The organism is Variovorax sp. GW821-FHT09B01 (assembly GCF_059418345.1).
On the sequence record NZ_JBWKPQ010000024.1, the window covers coordinates 84,955 to 97,396 of the forward strand.

The window sequence follows — 12,442 nt, forward strand, 5'->3', positions numbered from 1 at the left end:
GCGCCATTGTTCAAGCCGTGACGATCCGTGTCTAATATCGTTTGGGTCTTGCTCGATTCGATTTGCCTATTCATGGAACTGCGTCACCTGCGCTATTTCTCCGTGCTCGCCGAAGAGCTGCACTTCGGGCGCGCGGCACGCCGGCTCTCGATCTCGCAGCCGCCGCTGTCGGTGGCGATCCGCCAGCTCGAGGACACGGTGGGCGCGCGCCTGTTCGAGCGCAACAGCAAGGAGGTGCGGCTCACGCCCGCGGGCGACGCGCTGCGTGTGTCGGCGCGCCGGCTGCTGCAGCAGGCCGAGGAGGCCGCGCTCGAGGCGCGCGACATCGCGCAGGGCTCGGCGGGGCGGCTGCGCATCGGCTTCGTCGGCGCGATGCTCTACCGCGGCCTGCCGCAGGCGCTGCGCGCGTTCCAGGCCAAGCATCCGGCGGTGCGCATCACGCTGGCCGAACTCAACTCGGGGGTGCAGATCACCGAGCTGATGCACGATCGGCTCGACCTCGGCTTCGTCCACACCGCGCGCATGCCGCCTGAGCTGCAGCACCGGTTGCTGCTGACCGAGCCCTTCGTCTGCTGCCTGCCCGCGGGCCATGCGCTGGCGCGACGGCGCGCGCTCGCGCCGGCCGAGCTGCGCGGCGAGCCCTTCGTGCTGTTCTCGCGGGAGGCCTCGCCCGACTACCACGAGCGCATCCTCTCGATCTGCGCCGACGCGGGCTTCCATCCCGAGGTGCGGCACGAGGTGCGGCACTGGCTCGCGGTGGTCTCGCTGGTGTCGCAGGGCATGGGCGTGGCGCTGGTGCCGCAGGCGATGCGGCACTCGGCGCTCAGCGGCGCGGTGTTCCGCCCGCTCGACCGCGAGGTCACGCCGTCGGAGGCCTACGGCGTGTGGCGCGCGGGGCCGCCGAACATGCTGGTGCAGCGGCTGCTCGACGGGCTCGCGAAGAGCCTGCGCGAGAGCGCGAAGCGCTGAACGCGCACGCCGTTGTGCACCGTCTTCGTGGCAGGGCCGTGACCATGCGGGGCATCGACCCCGCGCCGCGCCGGGCTACCGGAACCGGTGATGCCCAAGGCCTTGCGAAGGCTTTAGTATTCCCGCCAACCTCGCCGTGGCCCGGGCCTTCAAGAGCATGCAAAAGGGGTGTCGCCAGGGGGTTCAGATCAACGACACGGCCGTGTCGACGCCAGCATGCCCAAAGGTATCCCCAATTCCGCCGCCATGTACGGCATCTTCACCCGGCCCTGGGGCTACGAGGTCTCCGTCATGCGCAACGGAACCCGCCACTACCGGCAGTTCGGCCGGGCGAGCTACGGCGGCGCCGAACAGGCGCTGCTGCATGCGCAGGACTGGCGCGACGCCATCGTGCGGCAGCACCCGCCGATCGCGCGCCGCGCGCGCGCCGAGCAGCCGCGCGCCAACAACAGCACCGGCGCGCCCGGCGTCTACAGCCGCGTCGCGCCCGACGGCCGCGTGCGCGCCTGGCTCGCCAAGACCTACATCGCCGAGGACCAGATCCTGCAGACCTATTTCTCGGTCGACGGCGCCGACCGCGCGGCCCATGCGGCGGCGCTGGCCGAGCGCGCGCGCCAGCTCGCGCAGATGACCGGCCTGGCGCACGTGCACCCGGCCGAGGAGGCGATCCGCCGCGAGACCGATGCCGCGCCGCGCGCGCGCACGCCGCGGCTCTCGCGCGCGGAGATCGTGCGCCGCAACAACTCGAGCGGCACCAGCGGCGTGCAGTTCAAGTCGCCGCGGCCCGACCATCCGGGCTACTGGATGGCGATCACCTTCATCGCCGGGCGCGGCACCGTCAGCAAGGCCTTCTCGGTGAAGACCCATGGCGAGCAGGCGGCCAAGCGCCTCGCGATCGCCGAGCGCGAGACGCAGCTCGCGCTCAAGCGGCAGCTCGACGGCGCGGAGCTGGCGTCCTGATGGCGGCGCGTGCGTGCAAGGCCGGGCCCGCGGGCACGGCCGGGGCGGTGCTGCCATGAGCCTCAAATCGTTGAATCGGCTGCTGCGCGTGGCCTCGCACCTGCTCGACCAGGCCGCGGCCGACGTGCGGGCCTGCGGCCTCGAGCCGGCCACCGAGCAGGTGCACCGCATCGGCCGCGCGATGGTCGAGCTGATCGAGGTGCAGCGCCGGATCTATGCCGAGCAGCCCGAGCTGCAGCCGCGCACGCTCGTGGCCTCGCGCCGCGAGGCCGATGCCAACCGGCTGTTCACCCAGCTGATGCTCGAGGCGCTGGACCTCGAGGACGCCGGCAACGTGGCGGCCGCGCTCGAGAAGTACACGCAGTTCATCGGCCTCTCGCCCTCGCACCACCACCGCGAGATCGTGCGCGAGGAGATCCGCCGGCTGTCGGCGCCGGCCGTTCAGGCGTAGATCGGGTCCTCGGCCATCGCCTCGCACTGGTCCTGCAGCATCTGGACCTGGCCCTTCCAGTAGTCGCTGCTGCCGAACCAGGGAAAGTTGATCGGGAAGATCGGGTCTTCCCAGCGCCGCGCGAGCCAGGCGCTGTAGTGGATCAGGCGCAGCGTGCGCAGCGGCTCGATCAGCGCGAGCTCGCGGCGGTCGAATTCGCGGAACTGTTCGTAGCCGTCGAGCAGCCCCGAGAGCTGCGCGGTGCGCTGGGCGCGCTCGCCCGACAGCAGCATCCACAGGTCCTGCACCGCGAAGCCGGTGCGCGCGTCGTCGAGGTCGACGAAGTGCGGGCCGCCGTTAGGTCGGTCGGTTGGGGTCCAGAGGATGTTGCCGGGGTGCACGTCGCCATGCAGCCGCAGCTTGCGCGGGCCGTCGCCGGCGGCCGCCGCGCTCGAAAGCGGGGTCGCGGCGATCATCGCCAGCGCCTCGTTGCAGGCCTTCTCCCAGTCGCGCTGCACGTCGAGCGGCAGCTTGTCGTTCGCCAGCAGCCAGTCGCGCGAGGCGGTGCCGAAGTTCTGCAGGTCGAGCGCGGGCCGCGCCTCGAACGGGCGCGCGGCGCCCACGGTGTGGATGCGCGCGAGAAAGCGCCCGACCCATTCGAGCACCTCGAAGTCGTCGAGCTCGGGCGCGCGGCCGCCGCGGTAGGGGCTCACGCTGAAGGCGAAGCCGGCATGGCGATGCAAGGTGGCGCCGCCGAAGGCCAGCGGCGGCACGGCGGGCACCTCGGCCGCTGCGAGTTCGAGCGAGAAGGCATGCTCCTCGAGGATCTCGGCCTCGCTCCAGCGGCCGGGCCGGTAGAACTTGACCACCACGGCCGGGTGCGGCAGCGGGTCCTCGAGGTGCACCTGGTAGACCCGGTTCTCGTAGGAGTTGAGCCCGGTGAGCCGGCCGTCGCCGTGCAGGCCGAGGCCCGCGAGCGCGTCGAGCACCACGTCGGGCGTGAGGCTCTCGTAGGGATGGGCAGGGTGGCCGGCGGGCGCCGCGGGGGAATCGGGAATCATGCGGCGATTGTCGTCGCCCGCACCCCGCGCGCTTTTCAGAGGCCGCCGGGGTGCGCGTGCAGCGACAGGATGTGGCCGGTGCGCGGATCGCCCTTGCCGGCCAGCACCTGGGCATAGGCCGCCTGCGCGGCCGCGCCGCCGTGGTGGTGCTCGGCGCGCAGCCAGGGGCTCGCGGCATCGGTGGCGCGCGCGGTGAAGGCCTGCCAGGCCGCCACCATGCGGCGGCTGAATTCCTCGGCGCTCCATTCGGCGGTGCGCTTCTTGATCTGGGCGGGCGCGAAGAACAGCGTGGCACGCGGGCCCGCGAGCTCGCGGGTGGCGCCCTTGGAGGCCAGTTCGTCGACATGCGTGCCGCCGATCGCGCAGCTGTAGCGCAGGCCGGTGAAGCGCGCATGGATCGCCTCGCGCAGGGCGCCGTTGCCCGCGAAGTCGATGTAGACGCAAGGCGTGTCGGCGGGCAATTCGTCGAGCGCGTCGTAGCGCAGCACGCGGTGGTAGCAGCCCAGGCTCTCGCAGTAGCCGACATTGCCGGCCGAGGTCAGGCCGACCACCTCGATGCCTTCGCGCTGGTGCAGCTGAAACGCGGTGCCGTAGGCCGTCTTGCTCGAGGCGCTCGACAGCAGCATGGTGCGCGCGCCGAAGAAGTCGTTGTCGGCCATGAAGTCGTCGATCAGCCAGGAGGTGATGAACAGCGGGCGCAGCAGCGCCTGCGTGTCCTCGCTGTCGGCGGTGTAGAGCGGATCGGCATTGCAGCGGAAGTACTGGTTGTAGACCGCCGGCAGCTCGGCGCGGTGCGCGGCGCCGTCGGCGAAGCGCTCGGGCGACAGCCGCGTCGGGCTCAGCACCGCGCTCGTGGCCATCGGCCAGTAGCCGTAGAGGCGCTCGCCCACGGCCACGCCCGGATGCAGCGACTGCACCACGCTCGCGAAGCCCCACACGGGGATGTTGCCCCAGGCCTCGTCGCCGGTGGGGAAGAAGCGCCAGTAGCTCATGGCCTCGCCGAAGGCGGCGTAGGTGATGTTGTTCGAGGTCAGCGCGAAGCTGTCGATGCGCACGCGCACCTGGCCGTCGGCCAGTGGCGTGTCGGTGCTGTCGTCGAGGCGGGTGTCGCCCAGTTGGCTCTTGCGGATCTGCAGGCTGAGGGTGGTGCTCATGGCGTGTCGAAGCTCCGTGGCTGCGCGGCGTTCCGGCCGCTGGGGTGGGAAGGGGGCGTCCACGTGACATTAGCCAAGCTTCGTGAAAGGCGCCATCGCGCCGGTGCCGCGCGCGTCGCGCGCGGGACAAGCGCGCACGCAAAAAAGCCCCGCGAGCGGGGCTTCGTCGTGAAGCGCGAGGGGCTCAGGCGATCGTCAGTTCGACGTCGATGTTGCCGCGCGTGGCGTTCGAGTACGGGCAGACCTGGTGGGCCGTGTCGACCAGCTTCTGCTTCTGTTCGGCGTCGAGGCCGGGCAGCGTGATCGCGAGCTTGACCGCGATGCCGTAGGCGGCGCCGCCATTCGTCGGGCCGAGGGAGACGCTGGAGTCGATCGCCACGTCGTCCGGCACCTTGACGCCGATCTTCGGGCCCACGGCCTTCATCGCGCCGATGAAGCAGGCGGCGTAGCCGACCGCGAACAGCTGTTCGGGGTTGGTGCCGGGCTTGCCCGAACCGGGCGAGCTCAGCTGGACGTCGATCGCGCCGTCGCTGGATTTGCCGGCGCCGTCGCGGCCGCCCGTGGTGTGGGCCTGGGCGGTATAGAGCACTTTGTCGAGCTTGGTGGTCATGGTGATGTTTCCTTGGTCGAAGTGGAACGGTGGTTGAAGAAAGCCGTCGTGGTCCGGAATGGCACGCGGCGGGAGAAACCTGTTGTAGTGATTGAAATGGCTTGCTTGCTCAGGCGGCCTTGCGGATGCGGTCGCGCAGCGCTTGAATCTGGTGGGTGAGGTCCACGAGCTCGGGCACCGAGCATTCGGAGGCCGCGAGCAGGCATTCGGGCACGTGGCCCGCGCGCGACTTGAGGCGGCGGCCCGCGGCCGTGAGCGTGATGTGCACGCGGCGCTCGTCGGCCACGTCGCGCACGCGGGCCACGAAGCCGTTGGCCTCGAGGCGCTTGAGCAGCGGGGTGAGCGTGCCGGAGTCGAGCGAGACGCGCTCGCCGAGTTCGGAGACCATGGGGCCGTCTTTTTCCCACAGGGCGAGCATCACCAGGTACTGCGGGTAGGTGAGACCGAGCTTGTCGAGCAGGGGCTTGTACAGGCGGGTCATGGCCAGCGAGGCGGAGTACATGGCGAAGCAGAGCTGGTTGTCCAGCTTCAGGAGTTCGTCTTGCGTGAGGGAGGGCATGGGCCGAATTATGTCACTCAATTAAATTGTGTGCAAAGTATTTTGTGCGACAGGGTTTTCGGGGCCCCTCTCCCGGCGGGAGAGGGCAGGAAAACTCAGGGGCGCTTCATCAGGGCATCGGCCACCGCGGCGAAGCCCGGCAGCGTCAGCGGATCGTTGCCCGCGTTCGCCGCCACCGGATGCGCCGCGTAGCGCACGATCACCATCTGCGCCGCCGGATCCACGTAGATGCTCTGGCCATGGATGCCGCGCGCCATGTAGGCGCCGTGCGCGTTGTTCGACACCCACCACATGTTGCGGTACGACCAGCCAGGCAGCAGGCCGTAGCCGGCCTTCGCGAACTTGGCGGGGTCGCCGCCGCGGCGGATGTCGTCCACCACCGCCTTCGGGAACACCTGCTGCCCGTTGGGCGCGCGGCCGCCGTTGCGCAGGGTTTCGCCGAAGCGCGCGAGGTCGCGCAGCGTGGTGTTGAGGCCGCCGCCGCCCGACTCGGTGCCGATGCTGTCGACCATGAAGTAGGCGTCCTGCTCGGCGCCGATGCGGCGCCAGATCTTCTCGCTCAGCAACTCGGCCAGCGACTGGTTGCTGGCGCGGCGCAGGATCCAGGCCAGCACCTCGGCATTGATGGTCTTGTAGCCGAAGGCCTCGTCGTGCGCGCCTTCCTTCTTCTGCAGCGCGAGGAACTCGTAGAAGGTCTTCGGGCCGCTGTAGCCGGGCGCGCGCGGAATGAAACCGCCGGCGCGCGAGTAGTCCCAGATCTCGGCCTGGGGATCGGCGTAGTTCTCGGAGTAGCGCACGCCGATGGTCATGTCCATCACCTGGCGCACGGTGGCGTCGCCGTAGGCGCTGTCCTTGAGCTCGGGCACGTACTTGGTGACGGGCGCCGCGGGATCGAGCTTGCCCTCGTCGGCGAGGATCGCGGCCAGCGTGCCGACGAAGGACTTGGTGACCGACATCGCGAGGTGCGGCCGCTCGGGCGTGAGCGCGCCGAAGTACTTCTCGTACACCACCTGGCCACGGTGCAGCACCAGGATGCCGTCGGTGTAGGTGTTGGCGATCATCTGGGCGACGGTGCTGTCCTCGCCCGACAGCGACTTGAAGCGGATGCCCTCGATCTGCTCGGGCGTCACGCCCGTGGCGGCCGGCAGCGGGCTCGCGGCGCCGCTGCCGCGCCACACGTTGGCGGTGGGCACGACCTCGCGCACGTGCGAGAAGGTCCAGCGGTTGCGTGGGAAGGCGTTGCCGGCGGGGTTCTCGAAGGTGATCAGCTTGTCGGGCGGCGGCGGAAAGCCGCGCATCCAGCCGAGCGCGTCGACGGAGGTGGCCGCGGGATCGGGCAGGGCCGCGGGCGCGGCCGGTGCCTGGGCGTGGAGGGAGGTGTTCACGGCGGAGAGGGTCAGGGCGGCCAGGGCCGCGCGCAGTCGCAGGGTCATGGTGAGGATGGAAGAAGAGGGGAGGGACGGGGCGTTCGTCAGCGCCCGCTGAAGCGCGCGGGCCGGCGCTCGATGAAGGAGCGCACGCCCTCGGCCGCGTCCTCGCTGTTCGACAGCCGCTTCTGCGTCTCGATGAACTCGCCGACCGCGGCCAGCGGCCCGTGCTCGATCGCCTTGAGCACGTTGAGGCGCGTGGCCACCACCGCGAGCGGCGCCTGCGCGGCGATGCGCTGCGCGATCGCGAGCGCCTCGTCGAGCTCCTGGCCCGCGGGCACCACCTTCTGCACGAAGTTCAGCCGATAGGCCTCGGCGCTGCCGAACTCGTCGGCCGTCAGCAGGTGCAGCATCGCGTTGCCGAGGCCGGCACGCTCGGCCATGCGCAAGGTGGCGCCGCCCGTGGCCATGATGCCGCGCTGCACCTCCATCTGCGAGAAGCGGCAGTTGTCGGCCGCCACCACGATGTCGGCGCCGAGCATCAGCTCGATGCCCACCGTGAAGCAGATGCCCTTGACCGCCACCACCATCGGCTTGGTGCGCCGGCGGTAGCCCTCGAGGCCGAAGTCGTGCGGCTCCACCAGCCCCTGCGGGATCGCCTTCTCGCCGCGCTTCATGTACTCGGCCACCGCGGGCAGGTCGAGGCCGGCCGTGAAGTGGTCGCCGAAGGCATGCAGCACGCCCACGCGCAGCTTCGGGTCGTCGTCCAGGCGCGTGTAGGCCTCGGCGAGCTGGCGGAACATCGGCGGCGTCCAGCCGTTGCGCTTGGCGGGCCGGTTGATGCCGATCAGCAGCACGTGGTCGAGCACCTGGGTGTCGATGCAGCCTTCGGTCGGCGGGGTGGTGGGCGTGGCGGTCATGGCGTTCCCTGTCTCCTCGTTCTTCGGCGCGTCAGTAGGTGTAGACGCCGCGGCCGGTCTTGCGGCCCAGCTGGCCGGCGGCCACCATTTCCTTCAGCAGCGGGCAGGGGCGGTACTTGGAGTCGCCGAACTGGTCGAGGTAGACCTCCATCACCGCGAGGCAGACATCCAGGCCGATCATGTCGGCCAGCGCCAGCGGGCCGATCGGCTGGTTGCAGCCCAGCTTCATGCCGGCGTCGATGTCCTCGGCGGTCGCGATGCCCTCGGACAGCACGAAGAAGGCCTCGTTGATCATCGGCACCAGGATGCGGTTGACCACGAAGCCTGGGGCGTTCTTCACCGTGATCGGCGACTTGCCCAGGCGCTCGGCCAGTTCCTTCACCGTGTCGTGGGTGGCGTCGCTCGTGAGGTAGCCGCGGATCAGCTCGACCAGCGCCATCATCGGCACCGGGTTGAAGAAGTGCATGCCGATGAAGCGGTCGGCGCGCGAGGTGGCGGCGGCCAGTTGCGTGATCGAGATCGAGGAGGTGTTCGAGGCGATGATGACCTCGGGGCCCACGAGCTCGTCGACCTGCTTGAGGATCTTGAGCTTGAGCGCGTGGTTCTCGGTCGCGGCCTCGATCACGAGCTGCGCGCCCTTGAGGTCGTCGTAATTGGTCGAGCCCTGGATCAGCGCCAGCGCGGCGGCCTTCTGCTCGGCCGTGAGCTTTTCCTTCTTGATCAGCCGGTCGAGGCTGCCCGAGACGGTGGCCAGGCCCTTGTCGACCGCCGCCTGCGCGACGTCGATCATCACCACCTTGACGCCCGCCACCGCACAGGCCTGCGCAATGCCGTTGCCCATCGTGCCGGCGCCGATGATGCCGACGGTCTGAATCGCCATGAGAAATGCTCCTTGAGAAAACGAAAGGGGAAGAAAAGAGAAGGCGGGCCAACCGCCGTGCCGTCCATTGTGGATCAGCCCCGTGCCAGCGTCGTTGCCGCGGGCGACACGGGTGGCTTACAGTGCGCGCTCGCGCTTTTCCCCTCTTTTTCTTCCCTCCCGAACCGACAGAAGCCGCCATGACCACCCTCGGCACCCCCCTCTCCCCCTCGGCAACCCGCGTGATGCTCCTCGGCTCCGGCGAACTCGGCAAGGAGGTGCTGATCGCCCTGCAGCGCCTGGGCGTCGAGACCATCGCCGTGGACCGCTACGAGAACGCGCCCGGCCAGCAGGTGGCCCACCATGCGCGCACCATCGTCATGAGCGACCCCGCGCAGCTGCAGGCGCTGATCGAGGCCGAGAAGCCGCAGCTCGTGGTGCCCGAGATCGAGGCCATCGCCACGCCGATGCTGCAGCAGCTCGAGGACGCGGGCACGGTGCGCGTGATCCCCACGGCCCGCGCCGCCCGCCTTACGATGGACCGCGAAGGCATCCGCCGCCTGGCCGCCGAGACCCTGGGCGTGCCCACCAGCCCCTACAAGTTCTGCGACTCGCTCGCCGAGCTGCAGGCCGCGATCGACGGCGGCATCGGCTACCCGTGCATCGTGAAGCCCGTGATGAGCAGCTCCGGCAAGGGCCAGAGCAAGATCGACGGCCCGGCCGATGTGCGCAAGGCCTGGGACTACGCCATGGCCGGCGGCCGCGTGAGCCATGGCCGCGTGATCGTCGAGGGCTTCATCGACTTCGACTACGAGATCACGCTGCTGACGGTGCGCGCCAAGGACGCCGGCGGCGCCGTGGGCACCCGGTTCTGCGAGCCCATCGGCCACGTGCAGGTCAGCGGCGACTACGTCGAGAGCTGGCAGCCGCACCCGATGGCACCCGCCGCGCTGCGGAAGGCGCAGCAGATCGCCGAGGCGGTCACGGCCGACCTCGGCGGCCAGGGCCTGTTCGGCGTCGAGCTGTTCGTCAAGGGCGACCAGGTCTGGTTCAGCGAGGTCAGCCCGCGGCCGCACGACACCGGCATGGTCACCATGGCCACGCAGTGGCAGAACGAGTTCGAGCTGCATGCGCGCGCGATCCTCGGCCTGCCGGTGGACACCACGCTCAAGAGCCCGGGCGCCAGCGCGGTGATCTACGGCGGCGTCGATGCCCAGGGCATCGTCTTCGACGGCGTGGCCGAGGCGCTGCAGGTGCCGGGCGTGGACCTGCGCCTGTTCGGCAAGCCCGAGAGCTTCGTCAAGCGCCGCATGGGCGTGGCGCTGGCGCATGCCGCCGACGTGGAGACTGCGCGCACCAACGCCAAGGAAGCCGCCTCGCGCGTGAAGCCGCGCCAGGCCTGATCGCTTCGGTCGACGGCAGGCTGCGCGCGCGACAGCCGTAGCCAGTTTTCGCAAGCCGCGCCGCGCAGGCGCAGGCAAGGTGCCGGGGCTGACGAAAGACGCCGGCCCGGGAGGGATGCGGGTGCATGCGGATTCCGTCCGCGCGCGCCGCGCTCCACACTGGGTCGATCGATCGATCCACCGGAGACACCATGCTGCATCCCCAGGCCCGCGCGCTGCTCGACTTCATCGAGGCGCGCGGCATCCCGCCGACCCACACGCTGTCGCCCGCCGACGCGCGCGCCTTCTACCGCGAACGCCGCGCCGCCACCCAGCCGCTGCCGGCCGAAGTGGCCGAGGTGCGCGACCTCGCGGCCGACGGCCCGCACGGCCCGATCCCGGTGCGCGTCTACCGGCCGCTGGCCTCGGGCGCCGGCCCGCTGCCGGTGCTGGTGTACTACCACGGCGGCGGCTGGGTCATCGGCGACCTCGACACGCACGACGTGCTGTGCCGCGAGCTGGCCAACGGCGCCGGCTGCGCGGTGGTCGCGGTGGACTACCGCATGGGGCCCGAGCACCGCTTTCCGGCCGCGGTCGACGACGTGCTGGCCGCGACGCGCTGGGTGCGGCGCGAGGCCGCGGCGCTGGGCGTGGACGCGAGCCGCATGGCGGTGGGCGGCGACAGCGCCGGCGGCAACCTCACGGCGGTGGTGGCGATCGCCGCGCGCGAGAGCGCCGACCTGCCGCTGGTGTTCCAGCTGCTGATCTATCCGGCCACCGACATGCGCCGCGGCCATCCGTCGCACCAGACCAACGGCCAGGGCTACCTGCTGACGCGCGACACGATGACCTACTTCCACGACCACTACATCACCGATGCGAAGCACGACCTCGACTGGCGCGCCTCGCCGCTGCTGCACGGCGACCTCTCGCGCCTGCCGCCGGCGCTGGTGCTCACGGCCGGCTACGACCCGCTGCGCGACGAAGGCCTGGCCTATGCCGAGGCGTTGACCGCGGCCGGCAACAGCGCGAACTACGTCTGCTTCGAGCGCCAGATCCACGGCTTCGTGACCATGGGCAAGGTGCTCGACGAGGCCAACACCGCGGTCGCGCTTTGCGCCACCGAGTTGCGTCGCGCGTTCGCGGCGCCACGGCCGCAGGCCTAGGGAAAGTCCCCGCGCAAATGGGCCCCGCGCCGCGCGCGGGCCCCGCTACGATCAGCCCCACAACGACGCCGACCCAGGGCCCGTGCCCTGGTCCAGGCCCCCGAATGCAGGAGACAGACACCATGCAGGGAACGAGGATGGCGCCGTCGACGCAAGGCGGTGCCCGCGAGGGTCGCGGCCAGGGCGAACGCCTGATGTGGCTCACCACGCAGCGCGTGTTCTACGCCGGCCTGCTGGGCCGTGCCGCCGAGCGCACCATGGGCGGCCATGGCGTCTATGTCTCGCCCGCGGGCGCGCCGCCCAATCGCCTGCGCGTGGGTGGCGGTGCCTGGCAGAGCGGCGAGCTGCTGGTGGTGCCGCCGCAGGTGCCGCACGAGATCGAGAGCGCGCATCCGCTGATCCTCAATCTGCTGATCGAATCCGAGTCGGTCGATCCCGCCGGCATGCCCGACTGGCTGCAGCACTGCGGTCCGGTGCAGGCACCGGCCTTCGTGCAGCGCGTGCGCGAGAGCCATGCCCAACTGCTCGCCGCCTCGGCGCGCGGCCAGCGCTTCGACGGCCTCGACTTCGACCGCCAGTTCTTCGGCGCGCCGCTCGCGTCGCGCACGCTCGATGCGCGCATCCGCAAGGTCATCGACGCGATCAACGCCGACCCCGCGGCCGCCACCTCGGCCGAGGAATGCGCGGCCTCGGTGCATCTCTCGTTCTCGCGCTTCCTGCACCTGTTCAAGCAGGAGACCGGCATGGCCTTCCGCGCCTGGAAGCGCGCGCGCAGCCTGCTGCGCTACGTGCGCCAGACCGCCACCCTGACCGACATCGCGCTCGAGGCCGGCTATCCCGACTCCACCCATTTCAGCCATTCGATCCGCCAGGTCTACGGCCTGAAGCCCAGCGACATCCTGGCCGGCTCGCGGCGCCTCGCGCTGCACGACGCGGCCGGCGCGGCCTACCGCCCCTTCACGTCTCCCTTCCGTCACCTGCGCCAGTAAGGCCAAGGAGGTTCCC

At 70.6% G+C, this 12,442-nt stretch carries 13 protein-coding genes; 6 read left to right on the forward strand and 7 right to left on the reverse strand.

Annotation, left to right across the window (positions count from 1 at the left end):
- The first annotated feature begins 72 nt into the window (after positions 1 to 72).
- The 3 genes from AC07RV_RS37990 to AC07RV_RS38000 all read left to right on the forward strand — a co-directional run bounded on the left by AC07RV_RS37990 (position 73) and on the right by AC07RV_RS38000 (position 2,380).
- Entirely contained in the window at positions 73 to 969 is an 897-nt protein-coding gene (locus AC07RV_RS37990) for a LysR family transcriptional regulator (RefSeq protein ID WP_093355264.1), read from the forward strand.
- Between the two features lie 216 nt (positions 970 to 1,185).
- A complete protein-coding gene (locus tag AC07RV_RS37995) occupies positions 1,186 to 1,929 on the forward strand; it encodes an AP2 domain-containing protein (protein WP_256223065.1) in 744 nt (247 codons plus the stop codon).
- A gap of 55 nt (positions 1,930 to 1,984) precedes the next feature.
- A complete protein-coding gene (locus tag AC07RV_RS38000; protein ID WP_093355269.1) occupies positions 1,985 to 2,380 on the forward strand; it encodes a hypothetical protein in 396 nt (131 codons plus the stop codon).
- Here AC07RV_RS38000 and AC07RV_RS38005 read toward each other — a convergent pair.
- From AC07RV_RS38005 to AC07RV_RS38035, 7 genes are all read right to left on the reverse strand, one after another.
- Entirely contained in the window at positions 2,371 to 3,420 is a 1,050-nt protein-coding gene (locus AC07RV_RS38005) for a serine/threonine protein kinase (RefSeq protein ID WP_296781538.1), read from the reverse strand. The two genes, AC07RV_RS38000 and AC07RV_RS38005, sit on opposite strands and share 10 nt — an antisense overlap.
- Positions 3,421 to 3,455: 35 nt before the next feature.
- Entirely contained in the window at positions 3,456 to 4,574 is a 1,119-nt protein-coding gene (locus tag AC07RV_RS38010; protein ID WP_296781539.1) for a DUF2855 family protein, read from the reverse strand.
- Between the two features lie 184 nt (positions 4,575 to 4,758).
- Positions 4,759 to 5,184, reverse strand: coding sequence for an organic hydroperoxide resistance protein (locus AC07RV_RS38015; protein ID WP_057595126.1), 426 nt, complete (start codon positions 5,182 to 5,184; stop codon positions 4,759 to 4,761).
- 109 nt (positions 5,185 to 5,293) lie between these two features.
- Complete coding sequence (locus AC07RV_RS38020) at positions 5,294 to 5,743, reverse strand: MarR family winged helix-turn-helix transcriptional regulator (protein WP_296781540.1); 450 nt, start codon at positions 5,741 to 5,743, stop codon at positions 5,294 to 5,296.
- A gap of 95 nt (positions 5,744 to 5,838) precedes the next feature.
- A complete protein-coding gene (locus AC07RV_RS38025) occupies positions 5,839 to 7,176 on the reverse strand; it encodes a serine hydrolase domain-containing protein (protein ID WP_296781541.1) in 1,338 nt (445 codons plus the stop codon).
- Between the two features lie 38 nt (positions 7,177 to 7,214).
- Entirely contained in the window at positions 7,215 to 8,030 is an 816-nt protein-coding gene (locus AC07RV_RS38030) for a crotonase/enoyl-CoA hydratase family protein (RefSeq protein ID WP_261215218.1), read from the reverse strand.
- 31 nt (positions 8,031 to 8,061) lie between these two features.
- The gene (locus tag AC07RV_RS38035) at positions 8,062 to 8,910 is read right to left on the reverse strand and encodes a 3-hydroxybutyryl-CoA dehydrogenase (RefSeq protein WP_093355279.1); all 849 of its coding nucleotides are present in this window, start codon (positions 8,908 to 8,910) and stop codon (positions 8,062 to 8,064) included.
- A 179-nt stretch (positions 8,911 to 9,089) separates the two neighbouring features.
- Between AC07RV_RS38035 and purT the strand changes: the two genes are divergently transcribed.
- The 3 genes from purT to AC07RV_RS38050 all read left to right on the forward strand — a co-directional run bounded on the left by purT (position 9,090) and on the right by AC07RV_RS38050 (position 12,426).
- Positions 9,090 to 10,292 (forward strand): formate-dependent phosphoribosylglycinamide formyltransferase, encoded by a 1,203-nt coding sequence (purT, locus tag AC07RV_RS38040; protein WP_296781542.1) that lies wholly within the window; start codon positions 9,090 to 9,092, stop codon positions 10,290 to 10,292.
- 191 nt (positions 10,293 to 10,483) lie between these two features.
- A complete protein-coding gene (gene lipP1, locus AC07RV_RS38045; protein ID WP_296781543.1) occupies positions 10,484 to 11,437 on the forward strand; it encodes a LipP1 family hormone-sensitive lipase in 954 nt (317 codons plus the stop codon).
- Between the two features lie 122 nt (positions 11,438 to 11,559).
- Positions 11,560 to 12,426 (forward strand): helix-turn-helix domain-containing protein, encoded by an 867-nt coding sequence (locus AC07RV_RS38050; RefSeq protein ID WP_492715410.1) that lies wholly within the window; start codon positions 11,560 to 11,562, stop codon positions 12,424 to 12,426.
- Positions 12,427 to 12,442: the final 16 nt, after the last annotated feature.

Excerpts from the sequence above, each read along its gene's own strand:
- AC07RV_RS37990 (WP_093355264.1), top strand. The coding sequence starts at position 73 with ATGGAACTGCGTCACCTGCGCTATTTCTCCGTGCTCGCCGAAGAGCTG.
- AC07RV_RS37995 (WP_256223065.1), top strand. The coding sequence starts at position 1,186 with ATGCCCAAAGGTATCCCCAATTCCGCCGCCATGTACGGCATCTTCACC.
- AC07RV_RS38000 (WP_093355269.1), top strand. The coding sequence starts at position 1,985 with ATGAGCCTCAAATCGTTGAATCGGCTGCTGCGCGTGGCCTCGCACCTG.
- AC07RV_RS38005 (WP_296781538.1), bottom strand. The coding sequence starts at position 3,420 with ATGATTCCCGATTCCCCCGCGGCGCCCGCCGGCCACCCTGCCCATCCC.
- AC07RV_RS38010 (WP_296781539.1), bottom strand. The coding sequence starts at position 4,574 with ATGAGCACCACCCTCAGCCTGCAGATCCGCAAGAGCCAACTGGGCGAC.
- AC07RV_RS38015 (WP_057595126.1), bottom strand. The coding sequence starts at position 5,184 with ATGACCACCAAGCTCGACAAAGTGCTCTATACCGCCCAGGCCCACACC.
- AC07RV_RS38020 (WP_296781540.1), bottom strand. The coding sequence starts at position 5,743 with ATGCCCTCCCTCACGCAAGACGAACTCCTGAAGCTGGACAACCAGCTC.
- AC07RV_RS38025 (WP_296781541.1), bottom strand. The coding sequence starts at position 7,176 with ATGACCCTGCGACTGCGCGCGGCCCTGGCCGCCCTGACCCTCTCCGCC.
- AC07RV_RS38030 (WP_261215218.1), bottom strand. The coding sequence starts at position 8,030 with ATGACCGCCACGCCCACCACCCCGCCGACCGAAGGCTGCATCGACACC.
- AC07RV_RS38035 (WP_093355279.1), bottom strand. The coding sequence starts at position 8,910 with ATGGCGATTCAGACCGTCGGCATCATCGGCGCCGGCACGATGGGCAAC.
- purT (WP_296781542.1), top strand. The coding sequence starts at position 9,090 with ATGACCACCCTCGGCACCCCCCTCTCCCCCTCGGCAACCCGCGTGATG.
- lipP1 (WP_296781543.1), top strand. The coding sequence starts at position 10,484 with ATGCTGCATCCCCAGGCCCGCGCGCTGCTCGACTTCATCGAGGCGCGC.
- AC07RV_RS38050 (WP_492715410.1), top strand. The coding sequence starts at position 11,560 with ATGCAGGGAACGAGGATGGCGCCGTCGACGCAAGGCGGTGCCCGCGAG.